The following is a 16345-nucleotide window of genomic DNA, read 5'->3' as shown; positions in this document are numbered from 1 at the left end:
ATGCCAAGAAATCGTTAAAGGCCGTGCCCGTGCCAATCCGGTCTTTCCTTGCGCAGCTCGGCCTCAAGCTCCTCGATGATGCTGTGAAGCAGATGCGCGGCAAGCGGGTCGGTGACTTCGCGCTCCAAATGCCGGTAACGCGCGATCAGGAATTCCTGCTCTCTCAACTGGCGTTCTGTCATCAGACGGGCCCTCCGACAAACCGACGCGCAGAAGACCGAGCAGTTTCATTAAAGTTTTCAGATCATTTTCTATGGTTTCTGATCGGTTAAAGGCGACGCCAAACCTGCGGCGCCGGGCGGCAGCTCAAGTCGCTCATCGTGCGTTCGTGAAACCCGCACAATTGCCCGGAGCAGGATCGGGCAAAACAGAACCGCTTCAGGCAAGACCCGGAGCCTGTGCACCGCATAGAACCCGCGCGACCCGTAAAAGCACGGGCACCTGATCTGAGGCAGCAAGCGATCAGAAGGAGCCACGCAATGACCGGGAGCACCGCACCTATGCGCAATCCCTCGTCCAAGGACCAGCCGCCCCTCCCCAGCGCACACCCCGTCGACATCGTCACGGCCGAGCGGCGCGCCGCCGAGGCGGAGATGGCGCGGGTGCTCAGGACCGAACCGACCCGCATGGCGCTGGACTCCTCCGGCGCCGGGATCGCGCACTGGAAACACGATCCATTGCATGACGTCGTCGAGCCCATGAGCCACCACGTGATCATGGCCTATAACGGCGTGATGCAGCGCATGGAGCGCCGGTCGGGAAAATCGGTTTCGATCGGCACGTTTCGTCCTGGAGTCGTGATCATCATCCCGGAAGGATCGAGCTCCCGATGGGACATTCCGAAGCCCGTCGATGTCGTTCAGCTCTACCTTCCGAATGCGACACTGAAGCGCGTTGCCGGCGAAGCCGGGATCACAGGAGCGAACGACCTGCTGGAGCGGACCGCGCACCCTGACCCCATTACGTCCCGACTGCTCTTGAGCGCAGCGGATGCGCTCGAAGGCAATGGGGTTCTCGACACGCTGTTCCGGCACCAGGTGACGGATCTTCTTGCCACGCGCGTCCTGGCTGCGCACACCGGTTCACCGGCCACGTTCCAACCGACCATGGGCGGGCTGTCGCCGAAGGTCCTGCTCCGCGCGATCGAACGGTTGCGCTCGGACAGCGATGCGGACGTCTCCCTCGATGCGCTGGCGTCCGATGCCGGCCTCTCGCGCTTTCACTTCTGCCGCGCCTTCAAGGAGAGCACCGGGCTCTCGCCGCATGCCTGGCTGCGCCAACACCGGCTCGAGCAGGCCATGAACATGCTGCGGGAGAGCGACGACCCAGTCGTCTCGATCGCTGCGGCACTTGGCTATTCCTCGCAGACGGCGTTCGCCGCGGCCTTCAGGAAGCTCACCGGCGAAACGCCGAGCGAATGGCGCAGGCGCATGCGTTAGCAGCAATCGCTCGATGGCGACAGCAATCGCTCTGGGGCAGCGGCACGCGTGATCGGTTAGAACATCATCATGTCCAATCCCATGACGGAGGCAAATGATGATCGGGAAAGACCTTGTCCACCGGTTGGCCATCACTTCATCGCGCAAGGGTCTCGCCACCGCGGTCGTGTACGGACTTACGCTGACTGTTCGCTTCACTTCAGCAACAGGTGACGACATCCCGCCGCAATCCGCACAACGCGCCCACCCGGTGATTTCGGTGATCAGCGGGGACAGCTTCCGCCTTCCCTACCAGGACTGGAGCCGCAAGTCCGCGCGGTCGATCGTCTTTCGTCAGGACTGGCCGACCGGCTGCCAACTCCAATAGGCGTCAGCAAGCTCGCTTCAACCATTCGCGTCGTCGCTGACCGCGACAGGACTTGCCGCAAACCCGCAGCGGCAGCGGCAACGCGCCTGTGCCCAGGAAGATCAACCAAAGGAGACCGTCAATGCGACTAGTCATCATCGGCGCCGGCTTCGCCGGCATGTATGCCGCCCTTTCCGCCGCCCGCCTGCGCGAGATCCAGGGCGTCTCGCCCGACGAACTCGAGATCGCGCTGGTCGCACCCGAGCCGACGCTGGTCGTCCGCCCGCGGCTCTACGAGAAGAATCCGGAGACCTTGACGGCACCGCTCCTCGATGTGCTCGAGGCGATCGACGTCACCTATGTTTGGGGCAGCGTCGAGACGGTCGAAACCCAATCCCGCATGGTGAGGATCGCAACGGCGAAAGGCACCAAGAAGACGCTCTCCTACGATCGCCTCGTGGTCGCCACCGGCAGCCGGCTGTTCCGCCCGAACATCCCGGGTCTTGCCGAGCACGGGTTCAGCGTCGACTCGCTCGACGATGCGATCGCGCTCGACAGGCACCTGCGTGGCCTTGCCAAGCGACCGGCCGTGAACGGACGCGACACGGTCGTCGTCGCCGGCGGCGGCTTCACCGGCATCGAGGCGGCCACCGAAATGCCGGCGCGGCTCCGCGCAATCCTCGGCCCGAATGCCAGGACTCGCGTCATCATCGTCGAGCGCAACAGCGCGATCGCACCCGACATGGGTGCAGGCCCGCGGCCGGTCATCGAGAGCGCCCTCCACAAGCTCGGCGTGGAGACCCGCCTCGGTGCCGGCGTCGCCTCGCTGGACGAGTGCGGTGTCACCCTGTCCAGCGGCGAACACATCGAGACCGAAACCGTGATCTGGGCGGCGGGTATCCGTGCCGCCCCTCTGACGGCGCAAATCCCCGCCGAGCGCGACAATTTCGGCCGGCTGCTGGTCGATCGCTGTCTGCGGGTGCCAGGCGTCGAGGGCGTCTTCGCGACCGGCGATGCGGCCCGCGCCGCGTGCGACGACGAGGGCAATTACGCGCTGATGTCCTGCCAGCACGCCACGCGCATGGGCGCCTTTGCGGGCAACAATGCCGCAGCCGAGCTGCTCGGCGTTCCGACCAGGCCCTACCACCAGAAGGCCTACGTCACCTGTCTCGATCTCGGCGAAGCCGGCGCACTGTTCACCCGCGGCTGGGATCGCAAGGTCGAGATGGTCGGTGATGTCGCCAAGAAGACGAAACAGGAGATCAACACGGTCTGGATCTACCCGCCGAAGGCCGAACGCGCCGCCGCGCTCGCGTCTGCCGATCCGGAACGCGTGACCAGCCTCTAACGCGCGACGCGATGGCAGGCGGCGCTCCCCTGGCGGAGCGGCCTGCTCAAACAGAGACCAGCCAGAACAAGAACCGTAACAGGAGACCAACATGAACCTGCACAACACCTCCTCCCCCGCGACATCGAAGCCCGAAGAGCTTGTCCCGTCGCGCTACGCGCTGAAGGTCGGCGACATCGACGTGCTGGTGGTGAGCGACGGCGTGCTGCCGCTACCCTCCAAGATGTTGGCGCACAATGCCGACCCCGCGGTCCGCGCGGCCTGGCTGGACGACATGTTCCTGCCGCCGGACGCGTTCGACTGGGCGTTGAACGTGGTCGTGGTGCGCAGCGGAGCGCAGACCATTCTGATCGACGCCGGGCTCGGATTGGACCCGGACCTGCACCTCCCGCGAGCCGGGCAGCTGGTCAGGCGACTGGAGGCCGCCGGCATCGATCTGGCATCCGTGACCGACGTGGTGCTGACCCACATGCACATGGACCATGTCGGCGGGTTGCTCGTCGAAGGCGTGAAAGACCGACTGCGTCCGGACCTGCGGATCCATGTGGCAGCCGCCGAAGTCAAGTTCTGGGAGTCGCCCGATTTCTCCCGCGTCTCCATGCCGCCGGGATTCCCCGAGGCACTTCGACAGACGGCCAAGCGGTTCGCGCACGAATATCACAACCAGCTCCGGACGTTTGAAGCCGAATTCGAGGTCGCGCCGGGAGTGGTGGTCTGCCGCACCGGCGGTCACACCCCCGGACACAGCGTGGTCCGCCTGACTTCCGGCGGCGAGCGACTGACGTTCGCCGGTGACCTCGTGTTCACCGTCGGGTTCGAACACCCAGACTGGCACAATGGCTTCGAACACGATCCCGAGGAAGCCGCCCGCGTCAGAGTGAACCTTTTGCGGGAGCTTGCGGCGAACCGCGAACTGCTGGTGGCCACGCATATGCCGTTCCCGTCCGTCGGCCATGTCGCTGTCGCCGGCGACGCTTTCCGCTGGGTGCCGGTGTCCTGGGACTATTGAGCGCTTGCCGGACCGAATCCAACCGGGGCGCGCGCTCATCGCGACGGGTTTGCGCTCCGGGACTCCACATGCACTGAGCCGTCGAAGCCGAAACGTTGGTCTACGGTCGCTCCGGCGATTTCGAACGGCGCAACCACGCGAACGACATGCAAGAAAACAAAGTCGTGATCATCACCGGCGGCAGTTCCGGCATCGGTCGAGCCGCAGCTCTCCGTTTCGCCAACCAAGGCAACAAGGTGCTCATCACCGGCCGTCGTGCCGCAGCTATTGAGAAAACGATGGCGGAGCATCAGAACATCGCCGGCCTGATTGCGGACACCGCTTCCGCGGAAGACGCCGGGCGGACCATCACCGAGGCGATCAGCAGATGGGGCCGGCTGGACACGCTCGTCAACAACGCCGGCGCGGGAGCCATCCTTCCGTTGTCGGATGTTGCGGCCGAGCGGATCGCGGACATATTTTCCGTCAATGTGGTCGGTCCGAGCCTGCTGGCCCGCGCCGCCCTTCCTCACCTGCAGTCAACGCGGGGCACCATCATCAACATCTCCTCGACGTTTGGTCACCGGCCGGCCGCGGGACTGTCCCACTACGCCGCGAGCAAGGCGGCGCTGGAGCACCTGACACGCTGCTGGGCGCTCGAGCTCGCGCCACTTGGAATAAGGGTGAATGCGATCGCGGCCGGCCCGACCGAATCCGGCGCCTTGACCGGAATGATGGGGCTGTCCGCGGACGCGGCCGAAGCCGTCAAGGACGAAGAGCGCGCGCGAATACCGCTCGGTCGGCGCGGCGTTCCCGACGACATTGCGCGATGGGTCCTACAGCTTGCAGGTCCCGACTCGCAATGGATAACGGGCCAAGTTCTCGCAGTCGATGGTGGCCTGGGACTGGCCTAGTTTAGAGCATGATCCAGAAAGGTGTGCAGCGGCCTTCCGAAAAAGGCCCTGCTCGAAGAATAACCCGAAGCACGGCAACGAATCATCCCAATCGCACCGCACTTCGCATGCGCCTAGAACGTCACCCGCATTCCTGCGTAAAATGCCCTTGGCCTCGCTGGGCTCAGCGAGCGCGGGTCGACGAACTCCGCGCCATTGGTGAAGTTGGGCAGGGCGTCGCGATCGAAGAAGGTGCCGAGTGTCGAGTAGCGGTGGTCGAAGATATTGTTGACGCGACCATAGAGCTGAACGTTCTTCGTGACCCGATAGGACGTGTGCAGATTGAAAACCGCGTAGGACGGCAACTGCGGAAACTGGTTGGATTCGTCGCCGACGAAAAACTGGCTTGAGACAAAGAGCGCGTCGCCACCGACTTTCCAGACATCGGTAACTGCGTATTCGACGCTGGCCTTGATGAGATGGCGCGGCAGGCGCGGAATCTGATTGCCCGGCAAGACCTGGATATTGCCGTCGGCGTCTGCGAACGGGCTATCCGAGCCCAGCGTTAGCGCATCGAGGAAGCGCGCATCGAGGAATGCATAGCTCGCCTGGAACTGCAGCACGTTCGACTTCAGGCTCACCTCGGCTTCGAGCCCCTGCCTGCGCGTGCGACCAACGTTCTGGAAGAAGCCGAAACCGGTCAAGCCCGGGATCGGGGTCGCGACGATGTCATCGTAGTTGGTGGCCCGGAAGGCGCCGATCTTCCATCCGAGCGAACCGATCATCAGCTCCTTCGTACCACGGAAGCCCGCTTCCACCGTCTTGGATACCACTTGCTTTAGTGGAGGGTCGGCGACCAGGAATTGTCCGATGATACACGGCCGCGCCGGATCCGCGCAGCCGAGCTCGAGCGGTGTCGGCACTCTGTTGGCTTCGGAGTACCCGGCATAGGCTGTTATTTCGGGCGTAATCTTGAAGGTGCCCCCGATGATGGGATTGAAGCGATAAAAATCGTGCTCGCCGTTGAGCGCGGTGCCGAGCTGGTCCATCAGCGAGATATGGGCCGCATTGAACCGCCCACCTCCGGAAACCGCAAAGCGATCCGTCACGTTGAACGTGTCCAGCGCATAAAGTCCCTGATACTGGTTGACGGTGCGCAGCGATACCGGGCCGATTGATGTCGGCTCGCCTGACTGGCCCAAGAATATCCCGCTGCCCGTGACGACGTAGTTCGTGCCTATTGTTCCCAGTTCCGTGCTGCCGTTGAATTGCGTGTTGCTGAGGTCGTAGCTTGCGCCAATGACGAAACGGTTGTCATGACCGAACACCTGATCTGTGTTGGTCGCCTGTCCGGACACGCCAAACGAGGTTGACCTTGTGCTGGTGCGATCGATCTGGCTGAGAATGGCACCAGGTCCAAAGGTGTTGGCGAGCTGCACGCCATTCAGGCCGAATGCTGGGACGTCATCATCGTCAAAGCACAACAGGGATGGATCGTCGCAAGGCAGGGTATCGGTCGGGTTACCGTCGACCGTACTTTGTTTGAAGCGCCGCAAGCGTGCCGTGCCCTCAAAGGTCCACGTCGGCGTCGCCTCCACCTTGCCGGTCAAGTTGAGGTAAGCGACCTTGTTGGAGATGGTCTGTGGCGTCGTGTAGGTGGCCCCCCAATATTGCTGGAGCAATTCGGCCGGAACAGTACTGGGACCAGCCAGCGAATTGTTGGCGACGCCACCATTGAGGTGAAATTCGTTCCCTTCAAAGCGATAGCCGACGTCGCCGTAGAAGCGCCGGACGTCCGATGACGAGAAATTGCGGAAGCCGTTGTCGTGAATGCCTTCGAGTGCACCATAGACAGACCAGTTTCCATCGACCTGCTTGCCCCATTGCGCAGAACCCTGAATGCGACCGAACGAGCCGCCCATGATGTCGATTTCGGCACCCTGATAGTTGAAACCGTTCTTCATCTGCAGATCGATGGCGCCGCCGAGGGCATTCAGGCCGTACGCCGGGTTGTTGGTCACCACGACCGCTGACCGGATCGCAGCCGTCGGAATCAGATCCCAATTGACGATATCGGAGAAGGCCTCGTTGATGCGCACGCCATTCTGATAGACGGCGAGCCCTTGCGGCGTCCCGGCCAGAGGTGAAGCAACGTAACCGCGAAACTGAATATCGGGCTGAAAAGGATTACCGGTCACTTCGTTGATGCTGACGCCGGGCACGTACTGCTGCAGGGCATCGGCGATATTCGGCGAATTGGTGCGCTTGATCTGACTGGCATCGACGGCATTGATCGCCGATGGAACCTTGTCGACGTCGAGACCCCGGCCGGTGCCCGGCGAGGTCGGATAGACATAAAGCCGTGTCCTCGGGGCGGCTGACCCCGGCGCCCCCACGCGTGCGACCGGTCGCGCCGGTGCGACGCGCCTCGCCGCCGCAGGGGGCGGCGCCGCAACCTCGACCGGCGGCAGGTTCTGGATGTTGGTCTCCTCGTCCTGCGCGGCCATCGCGCTGGTCGCAACAACCATTCCCGTGGAAACTGAAATGATGACCAGACCACGAACGCCCATTCCTGCCCGCCTCCACCCGTATCGTCTGGCTCTCTCGGTTCCCCGCCGGTTAGGCGAACGATACAGGCCAACAGCCGAAGAGCACCAGCCGTAAAAGGTCCGCCCGGTCCGGCGCACGAATTCCCGACCAAATCGGGAATTATTCCCGACCCGTCCAACGTCGTGCGCGCGCCTCATCGGGCGCGACCGGGAACTATTCCCGGCCGCCGCGAGACTTTTTGCCGAACCTCGCGAAAGACCTTCGTGCAATCCTTGGCTCGACATCGCGATCCGATCGCGAGTCATTCATCCGTAGACTCACCCCGCCCTCGCGGGCGGGGTGCCTTTACGGCAAGCAAGAATACAGGAGGAAAATGATGACGTTGGGGGACCGCTTTTCCGCTCGATATTCATCGGCTCGGCCAGTCCGCAGCAATCTTGTCGTCGGTCTTCTCGCAGGCTTGGGCCTCGCCGCATCCATCACCGCCGCGTCGGCGCAGGATTCCGCGAAGACCCCGACGCCGGAGAGCATCAAGGCCATCACCTCGCAGGTCGACGGCGCCTACATCAAGGCCAACACCGCAACGTCCAACAACTGGCCGACGATCGGTCTCGACTATGCCGAGACCCGCTTTTCGAAGCTCAACCAGATCACGAGCGACAACGTCAAAGGCCTCGGCCTGGTCTGGACCTACAACCTCGAATCCTCGCGCGGCGTCGAAGCGACGCCGGTCATCGTCGACGGCATCATGTACCAGACCGCCCCGTGGAGCGTCGTGCATGCCATCGAAGCGCGAACCGGCAAGCGCATCTGGACCTTCGATCCGGAAGTCAACCGCGAGCTCGGCTACAGGGGCTGCTGCGACGTCGTCAACCGCGGCGTTGCCCTCTACAAGGGCAAGGTGTTCGTGGCCGCCTATGATGGCCGCCTGATCGCGCTCGACGCGGCAACCGGCAAGAAGGTCTGGGAAAAGGACACGCTGATCGACCACGAGCATTCCTACACCATCACCGGCGCGCCGCGCGTCTTCAACGGCAAGGTCGTAATCGGACAAGGCGGCGCCGAATATGGCGCGCGCGGCTACGTCACCGCCTACGATGCCGAAAGCGGAAACCAGCTCTGGCGCTGGTTCACCGTCCCCGGCGATCCGTCGAAGCCGTTCGAGGACGAGTCGATGGAGAAGGCGGCCAAGACCTGGGATCCCGCCGGCCAATATTGGCTCAACGGCGGCGGCGGCACGCCATGGGACACCATCACCTTCGACCCCGAGCTCAACCTCGTCTACGTCGGCACCGGCAACGGCTCGCCCTGGAACCGGAACGTGCGCAGCCCCGCCGGCGGCGACAATCTCTATCTCGCCTCGATCGTGGCGCTGAACGCCGACACCGGCAAATACGCCTGGCACTATCAGGAGACGCCCGGCGATCACTGGGACTACACCTCGACCCAGCCGATGATCCTCGCCGACATCAGCATCGACGGCGCGCCGCGCAAGGTCATCCTGCACGCGCCCAAGAACGGCTTCTTCTTCGTGATCGACCGCACCAACGGCAAGTTCATCTCGGCGAAGAACTTCGTCGATGTGAACTGGGCCACCGGCTACGACGCCAACGGCCGCCCGGTCGAGGTGCCGGCCGCACGCGGCGACGCGGCCTATGACTCGATCCCGGGACCCTACGGCGCCCACAACTGGCACCCGATGTCGTTCAACCCGCAAACCGGGCTGGTCTATCTGCCGGCCCAGAACGTGCCACTGAACCTCATTCCGGAAAAGAAGTTCAAGCAGAATGCCGCAACGCCGGGTAAATTCGGCGGCGCCACCGGCTGGAATGTCGGCTTCGTGCTCAACGGAGAGCCGCCCAAGAGTCTTCCGTTCGGACGCCTCGTCGCATGGGATCCGGTCAGGCAGAAGGAAGCCTGGCGCGTCGAATACCCCTCGCCATGGAACGGCGGCACGCTGACCACGGCCGGAAACCTGGTGTTCCAGGGCACCGCGGATGGACGCTTCGTCGCCTATGACGCCACCACGGGCAAGACGCTGTGGGAAACACCGACCGGCACCGGCGTCGTCGCCGCGGCTTCGACCTACATGCTCGACGGCGTGCAGTATGTCTCGATTGCCGTCGGCTGGGGCGGAGTCTATGGCATGGCGCAGCGGGCGACCGAGCGGCAGAGTCCCGGAACGGTCTACACGTTCGCGCTCAACAGCAAGGCACCGCTGCCGGAATTCGTGAAGTATCAGACCGAAGGCCTTCTCCAGGGCGTGAAGTACGATCCGAAGGACGTGCCCGAAGGAACGGCGCTCTATGTCGCCGCCTGCGCCACCTGCCATGGCGTGCCCGGCGTCGACAAGGGCGGCAACGTCCGCAACCTCGGCTACGTGCCGGCGGAGGAGATCGCCAACCTCAAGAACATCGTGTTCAAAGGGCCGTTTCGCGACAAGGGCATGCCGGACTTCACGGGCAAGTTGACGGAAGCCGACGTCGTGAAGATTCAGGCTTTCATCCAGGGCACGGCCGACGCTATACGGCCGAAGAAGTGACGCGGCGATACGGCTGCGGCAGGCATTGCCGCAGCCGGCTCACCCGACGCTCGCGGCAGGCCTCAATCCCTCGAAGCATCATGCCTTTCAGAGATATCCCTTGAGCCCCATACTCGTCGTCGACGACCATCCCATCATTGCCGAAGCCTGTCGTATCGTGCTGGGGGACGTCGAGGACGTGGTCGCTGCGCGCGATGTGCCGAGCGGCTATGAAGCATTTCTGGAGCACCGGCCCGGGGTCGTCATCCTCGATTTGACCTTTCCGGGAGAAGTACTCGGCGGTGTCGACTTGCTGCACCGCATCTCCTCGGATGCGCCGCTCGCGCGCATCCTGGTTTTCAGCATGCATGCGGACGCGAATATCGTCGCGTCCGCGATCAAGGCGGGAGCCATCGGATATTTGCTGAAGGACTCTCCGCCGGACGAACTGCCAAAGGCTGTGCGTCAGGTCAGGCTCGGCCATCGCTATGTCGACGAGCGGATCAATTTGCGCGGCGTGCCCCTGCCCGATCACGTCGACTCCAGCAACGTCGCCATACTGACGCGCAGAGAACGAGAGGCGCTCAGCCTGCTTGGCCAGGGAAATTCATATTCTGCGATCGCCGAAGAGCTGGTCATCTCGCCCCGGGCCGTCGCCCGGCTGATCAAGCAGGCGAGGACCAAGCTCGGCATCCGTCGCACGAGCGACCTGCTCCGCCGGGCGCGCGATCTTGCCGGCGGAGAAGACAGCTCGAACTGACGCGCGACCGCCTGATCTATTGCAGGAGCTGAAGCAGCGCGCGCCCGGCAGACGTCTTCAATTCTCTCCCATCCAGCGTCCCGTCGTGATCCGGATCGGCTGTGTCGAAGCGCTGCGAGACGACGGCGAGATATTCATTCACCGAGAGCGTTCCATCGTGGTCGGGATCTGCTGCCGCTATCTCTTTGGCGGATAATCTACCCCGCAACTCCCGCACGTCCAGCGTGCCGTCGTGATCCGGGTCGAGCCTGGCGAAAAGCGCCGTCGCCGCCTTCCTGACCTCGATATGGTCCAGCGTCCCGTCGTTGTCGGTATCGAACTTCTTGACCGGATCACCGCGAGAAGCCGCCAGCGCAGATCCCGACACCATCACGGCAGCCAGAATCGAGACCATCCACCGGCCAAATTTCTGCATTTCGAGCTCTTGTGTCCGCAAAATCTGCCAGGATGTGACAACGGGCGGTTCTGACCAACCGCCCGTCGCTGGATCCGAGCCCGTTCGTGCTCAAAGGCCTAGAGCCTGTCGGGGAGCGTGGGACGGATTCGGCGTGTCTTCCTCAACCCGAACAGTTGCATGGGCTTCGAGCCCGAACCGAGCAAGGAAGGGAGTGGATGATGGCACAAAACAGTCGCGTTGTCGTCGGGATTGATGTGGCCAAGGACAAGGTGGATGCATGCATTCGCTCGCTGTCGCAACGGCAAGCGTTCCCGAGCGGTGCGAAGGGGCGGCGCAAGCTGGTCGCCTGGCTGCGCAAGCACAAGGTCGACAGGGCGGTGATGGAGGCGTCCGGCGGCTACGAGCGGACTGGGCCAAGGCGCTGCGCGAAGCCTGCTTCGCGATGCGGATCGTCGATCCACGGCGAGTGCGTAACTTCGCCCGATCGGCGGGGCGGCTCGCCAAGAACGATACGATCGACGCGGACACGATCGCCTGGTTCGCTGAGACGTTTGAAGATGCGCCGAGCCAAACCCACGATGCGGCGCGCGAGGAGCTGGCGGCACTGGTCAAAGCACGCAAAGCCGTGATCGATCTGAAGACCCGCTTGCAGAGCCAGAACGAGCACGCCGTGCCGGGAGCGGTGCAGAAAGCCCACGCCCGCGTCTTGAAGGGCCTGGATGCTGAGATTGCCAAGCTCGAGGATGCAATCGTTGTCACGGTCAAGGCCACACCGGCATTTGCCGCGCGCGCCGAGATCATCGAGAGCGTGCCGGGCCTCGCCGAAACGGCCTCTGCGGTCCTCATTGCGGGGCTCCCGGAACTCGGGACGGTCCGCGAGGAGATCGCCGCCGCGTTGTTGGGCGCTGCGCCTTATGATGACGACAGTGGCAAGCGACGTGGCGAGCGCCATATCAAGGGCGGCCGCCGCTGGGTACGCAACGCCCTCTACATGCCCTGTCTCGGCGCAGCCACCCAGAACAACCCGTTGCTCAGGGCGTTCTATCAACGGCTGATTGCCAAGGGCAAGGAGCCGAAAGTTGCGCTCATTGCCTGCATGCGCAAGCTGATCGTCATCCTCAATACGATGATCGCCCGCGGCGAGAAATGGGATCCGAGCCGCTACGCGTTGCGGTGAGCTGATCGAGCGCGCCCTACCGCGCTCGGTCCTCGACCGAGCGCATGCCAAGCCGACAGACCGGCGAGCGGACGGGGTCAAGGCCGTCAGCCGCCAAAGGCGGTGGCGCGTCCAGCGCCAGCCTTGAGGCCGGCCGATCGGCGGTCTACTTCAGCACAGTTGCTCCCCGAGGTCGTAGACGTCACATTCAGATCAGGACGAGGCAGTTGGAACCAAGGCCTCCACGGTCAGGCCGGCATCGCCGGAGACGACATTGAGCGTACCGCCCAGCGCCAGGATTCGCTCGCGCATGCCGACGAGGCCGAAGCCCAGCTTCTGCCCCGGCTCCATGCCGCGGCCGTTGTCGCTGACCCGCACCCGGGCGCAGCCGCGGCCGTCGTGAGTCATCTGCTCCACCGGCTCGATGACGACATTGACCGTGGTCGCACCGGCGTGGCGGAATACGTTGGTGAGCGCCTCCTGCACGATACGATAGATGGTGAGATCGGCCGTCTCGCCGGTTGTGCCCAGCGCCGGCGAGATCACGGTCTCGATCGCGACGTCGGGATGCGACTGCCGCCATAGCCGCGACAGGGATTCGAGCGCCTTGCGCAAGCCGAGCTCGGCAAGGCCCACGGGCCGAAGGCGCTCCAGCACGCGGCGGTTGAATTGCTGGAGTGCATTGATCTGCTCCAGCATGGCGCTGCCATGTTTTCGCACGGCATCCGCACTCGGGTCGCGTCCATCCGCCAGCTTCGCCAGCGCGCTCGCATGCGCGCGCAGCGAGAACAGGTAAGGCCCGAACTCGTCATGGAGCTCGCGGGCGATCTCCTTGCGCTCCATATCCTGAAGCGACACCGCGCGCTCGGCAAGACGCCGCTTGTCCTCGACCGCCTCACCAAGCGTCGCGGCAAGGTGGTTGAGCTTGGTGCAGATCGCGGCGAGCTCCGGCGCGCCGCCCGGCGCGACACGGGCATCGTAATGTCCACCCTCGAGCTTCCCCATTGCCTCCGCCAGAGACTGGAGCGGTGCCAGTGCCCGGCCGACCACGTTCATCATCAGGAAGAACAGCGCGAGCGCGATCACCGAGCCGACCTCGAGCTGGGTCACGATCCCGTCCCAGATCTCGGCGATCTCGTCGTCGGGATGCGAGGTGATCAATAGCGAGCCGGGCTTGCCCTGAATCGAGACCGGCACGCTGACCGCGGTCTGCTCGGGATGAACCAGGGCGACGAACCAGGCCGGCGGCGCGCGCGTGTCCGCGTCGGCATCGGCCCGGGGGGGCGTCAGCGGATGGCCGCCGGCGTCCCGAAGCGTGATGCTGACGTGGCGCAGGCGGCTGAGATCGCGCGCGATCTGGTTGAGCCTGGCATCCGGATCGGGGGCCTCGTTGAGATCCGCCACGATCATCTCGATGAACTCTCGGGCAAGGCGGATCACGCTCTGGTCCTCGGCCTGCACGCGCGGCCCGGCCTCCGCGACCTGCCGGCCGATATTGACGGCGAGCCCGAGCGCCAGCAGCAGCGCCAGCAAGAGGTTGATGCGCCCGCGCAAGGATAAATTTTGCCACATTGGTATCGCCTGTGCCTCGCGAAGGATGCCCGCGCCTGTCCGATGACGTTGACAGAGGCGAAGCGCCGGATATCTAATCGGAAGCGTACAGCAATCCCAGCCGGGTTGCATGAGGCCACATGAGACACGCAGCTCCTCATGCCGGCAGCGTGCAGCGCAAAACAGGCAAATTCCAACACGGGACACGCGCTGTCGCGGGGAACGCCTATGCGCATTCTGATCGTCGACGATCACCCCATTGTCGCCTCCGGCTGCCGTGCCGTGCTGGCCGACGAGGGCGAGATCGAGATTTTGGAGGCCGCCGACGCCGAAGACGGCGAGTGTGTCTTCATCGTCGAACGCCCCGAGCTCTGCATCATCGACATCAACCTGCCGACCGTCTCCGGATTCGAGCTCGCGCGCCGCATCCTCGAGCGCGCGCCCGAGGCCCGCATCATCATGTTCAGCATGAACGACGATCCCGCGTTCGCCGCGCGGGCGATCGAGTGCGGCGCCAAGGGCTATGTCTCCAAGACCGGCGATCCCGACGATCTGGTCGAGGCGATCCGCGCCGTCGGCGGCGGCGGCACGTACCTTCCGACCGCGATCGCGCGCAGCATCGCCTTTGCCGGGCCGACTCTGGCGCAAAGCCCGCTGTCGAAGCTGAATGCGCGCGAGATGGAGATCCTGCGGCTGCTCAGCGCCGGCAAGAGCCTGTCCGAGATTGCCTGGCTGGTGCAATCGTCCTACAAGACGGTTGCCAATACTTCGTCGATCATGCGCCAGAAGCTCGGGGTGAAAACCTCCGTCGAGCTGGTGCGGCTGGCGATCGACAGCGGCGTCGCCTGACGGCGCCACAAATTTCGGTCACACAAGCGTTGCAATGTTGAGGTGGTGAGATGCCACGGAGTTTCAGGCATGACGATCCAGACCGTCTCGACCAATAAATCCTATGGCGGTGTGCAAGGCGTCTACCGCCATGCAAGCCAGGCGACCGGAACCGACATGGTGTTCTCGGTCTACGTTCCGCCGCACGCGAGCGACGCCAAGCTGCCCGTGGTCTGGTACCTCTCCGGGCTCACCTGCACACATGCCAATGTCACGGAGAAGGGCGAATTCCGCAAAGCCTGCGCCGAGCTCGGCCTGATCTTCGTCGCGCCGGACACCTCACCGCGCGGGCCGGACGTGCCGGGTGATGCCAACAACGCCTATGATTTCGGCCTGGGGGCCGGCTTCTATGTCGATGCGACGCAAGAGCCGTTCGCGCGCAACTATCGGATGTGGAGCTATGTCACCGACGAGTTGCCCAAGCTGATCGCGGAAAACTTTCCGGTCGACGTCCAGCGGCAATCGGTGATGGGTCACTCGATGGGCGGCCATGGTGCGCTGACGGCTGCGCTGCGCAACCCGCACCGGTTTCGCGCGGCAAGCGCTTTCGCGCCGATCGTGGCCCCTTCGCAGGTGCCCTGGGGCATCAAGGCCCTGACCGGCTATCTCGGGCCGAACAAGGATACCTGGCGCAACCACGATACGGTGGCGCTGATCGAGGACGGTGCGAAATTCTCGGGCTTCCTGGTCGACTATGGCGATGCCGACAATTTCTTGAAGGAGCAGCTCAAGCCGGAGCTGCTCCAGGAGGCCTGCACCAGGACCAATATCCCGCTGACGCTGCGCCGGCAGGTGGGCTACGACCACAGCTATTGCTTCATCTCGACGTTCATGAGCGATCATCTGCACTGGCATGCGGCGAGATTGACGGCGTGATCTCCCTTCTCCCTCGCCCCGCTTGCGGGGAGAGGCGAAGAAACCCCTACTCCGGCTTGCCGTAATTCGGCGCCAGCAGGCGGTTGCGGACCAGATAGCTCATCGTGCGCGACCAGGATTCGTCGGTGTTGCCGCGCATGTCGGCGCTGGCGACGGTGATCATGTTGCCGGTCTTCACGTCGCGCAAATAGATGTTGAGATTGATGATCAGGTTCGAGACCTTCTGCACCAGGCCAGTGATCTCCAGGTCGGCGCCGAGCTGGCCGGCGAGCTTGAGGTCGCAGCCGCCGCAGGCCTGCAGATTCGCGTGACGGGCGGCGTCCCGAACTGGTGCGATGTCGAGCATCTGGAACTTGCCTGAATCTGCCAGTTCCTTGCGCAGCTGCTCGCTGATGCGCTCGAGCCGCGCCTGCTCGGGCTTCGAGCCGTAGAACTCGCCGGGCAGGCTGGTGTCGATCAGCTCGAAATCGAACACCGCGAGTTTCGGCGGATCTGCGAGCGCGACCGAGCCCGTCAACAGCAAAGCCGAGAAACAGATCAGTGCTCGCATAATCGTGATTCCCGGTCTCGCGCGCGCGAGGACGAAATGCGGGGTTGCAAGGCGGGCCAAATCGGTCATGCTTGAAGCAGAA

At 63.9% G+C, this 16345-nt stretch carries 15 protein-coding genes; 10 read left to right on the top strand and 5 right to left on the bottom strand.

What is annotated here, in order from left to right; all coding sequences use genetic code 11:
- Positions 1–14: 14 nt before the first annotated feature.
- Complete coding sequence (locus IVB23_RS33205; protein WP_197488839.1) at positions 15–182, bottom strand: hypothetical protein; 168 nt, start codon at positions 180–182, stop codon at positions 15–17.
- 297 nt (positions 183–479) lie between these two features.
- On the opposite strand from IVB23_RS33205, the gene IVB23_RS33200 reads away from it, so the two are divergent.
- From IVB23_RS33200 to IVB23_RS33180, 5 genes are all read left to right on the top strand, one after another.
- The gene (locus IVB23_RS33200; RefSeq protein WP_247801354.1) at positions 480–1439 is read left to right on the top strand and encodes an AraC family transcriptional regulator; all 960 of its coding nucleotides are present in this window, start codon (positions 480–482) and stop codon (positions 1437–1439) included.
- A 97-nt stretch (positions 1440–1536) separates the two neighbouring features.
- Positions 1537–1806 (top strand): hypothetical protein, encoded by a 270-nt coding sequence (locus IVB23_RS33195; protein WP_197969448.1) that lies wholly within the window; start codon positions 1537–1539, stop codon positions 1804–1806.
- Positions 1807–1927: 121 nt separating this feature from the next.
- On the top strand, positions 1928–3133 hold the full coding sequence (locus tag IVB23_RS33190; protein WP_247801353.1) for an NAD(P)/FAD-dependent oxidoreductase: 1206 nt from the start codon (positions 1928–1930) through the stop codon (positions 3131–3133).
- Positions 3134–3224: 91 nt separating this feature from the next.
- Complete coding sequence (locus tag IVB23_RS33185) at positions 3225–4142, top strand: MBL fold metallo-hydrolase (RefSeq protein WP_197969444.1); 918 nt, start codon at positions 3225–3227, stop codon at positions 4140–4142.
- A 95-nt stretch (positions 4143–4237) separates the two neighbouring features.
- Entirely contained in the window at positions 4238–5035 is a 798-nt protein-coding gene (locus IVB23_RS33180; protein ID WP_247801352.1) for an SDR family oxidoreductase, read from the top strand.
- 113 nt (positions 5036–5148) lie between these two features.
- Here the strand turns inward: IVB23_RS33180 and IVB23_RS33175 are convergent, their stop codons facing one another.
- Positions 5149–7584: a TonB-dependent receptor gene (locus tag IVB23_RS33175; protein WP_247801351.1), complete on the bottom strand. Its 2436-nt coding sequence runs from the start codon at positions 7582–7584 to the stop codon at positions 5149–5151.
- Positions 7585–7937: 353 nt separating this feature from the next.
- Between IVB23_RS33175 and IVB23_RS33170 the strand changes: the two genes are divergently transcribed.
- On the top strand, positions 7938–10106 hold the full coding sequence (locus tag IVB23_RS33170; RefSeq protein WP_197969446.1) for a PQQ-dependent dehydrogenase, methanol/ethanol family: 2169 nt from the start codon (positions 7938–7940) through the stop codon (positions 10104–10106).
- Positions 10107–10206: 100 nt separating this feature from the next.
- Positions 10207–10845, top strand: a complete 639-nt coding sequence (locus IVB23_RS33165; protein WP_063816744.1) for a response regulator transcription factor — start codon at positions 10207–10209, stop codon at positions 10843–10845.
- Between the two features lie 16 nt (positions 10846–10861).
- Here the strand turns inward: IVB23_RS33165 and IVB23_RS33160 are convergent, their stop codons facing one another.
- On the bottom strand, positions 10862–11260 hold the full coding sequence (locus IVB23_RS33160; RefSeq protein ID WP_156505554.1) for a calcium-binding protein: 399 nt from the start codon (positions 11258–11260) through the stop codon (positions 10862–10864).
- A gap of 259 nt (positions 11261–11519) precedes the next feature.
- On the opposite strand from IVB23_RS33160, the gene IVB23_RS33155 reads away from it, so the two are divergent.
- Positions 11520–12419: a transposase gene (locus IVB23_RS33155; protein ID WP_247801350.1), complete on the top strand. Its 900-nt coding sequence runs from the start codon at positions 11520–11522 to the stop codon at positions 12417–12419.
- A 192-nt stretch (positions 12420–12611) separates the two neighbouring features.
- Here IVB23_RS33155 and IVB23_RS33150 read toward each other — a convergent pair whose 3' ends face one another.
- On the bottom strand, positions 12612–13970 hold the full coding sequence (locus IVB23_RS33150) for a histidine kinase (protein WP_197968731.1): 1359 nt from the start codon (positions 13968–13970) through the stop codon (positions 12612–12614).
- A 207-nt stretch (positions 13971–14177) separates the two neighbouring features.
- Here IVB23_RS33150 and IVB23_RS33145 point away from each other — a divergent pair, with 207 nt between their 5' ends.
- Both IVB23_RS33145 and fghA read left to right on the top strand, forming a co-directional pair.
- Positions 14178–14798 carry a response regulator transcription factor gene (locus tag IVB23_RS33145; protein ID WP_028180673.1) on the top strand — a complete coding sequence of 207 codons (621 nt, stop codon included), beginning with the start codon at positions 14178–14180 and terminating at the stop codon, positions 14796–14798.
- Between the two features lie 69 nt (positions 14799–14867).
- A complete protein-coding gene (fghA, locus tag IVB23_RS33140) occupies positions 14868–15713 on the top strand; it encodes an S-formylglutathione hydrolase (RefSeq protein WP_247801349.1) in 846 nt (281 codons plus the stop codon).
- Positions 15714–15759: 46 nt separating this feature from the next.
- On the opposite strand, the gene IVB23_RS33135 is transcribed toward fghA, so the two are convergent.
- On the bottom strand, positions 15760–16332 hold the full coding sequence (locus IVB23_RS33135; RefSeq protein WP_131870933.1) for a DUF3280 domain-containing protein: 573 nt from the start codon (positions 16330–16332) through the stop codon (positions 15760–15762).
- Positions 16333–16345 lie beyond the last annotated feature (13 nt).

Source organism: Bradyrhizobium sp. 191 (genome assembly GCF_023100985.1).
GTDB classification, from domain to species: Bacteria; Pseudomonadota; Alphaproteobacteria; order Rhizobiales; family Xanthobacteraceae; genus Bradyrhizobium; species Bradyrhizobium diversitatis.
Note: the sequence above shows the minus strand (reverse complement) of the source record. Positions and strands in the feature narration are given on the sequence as shown.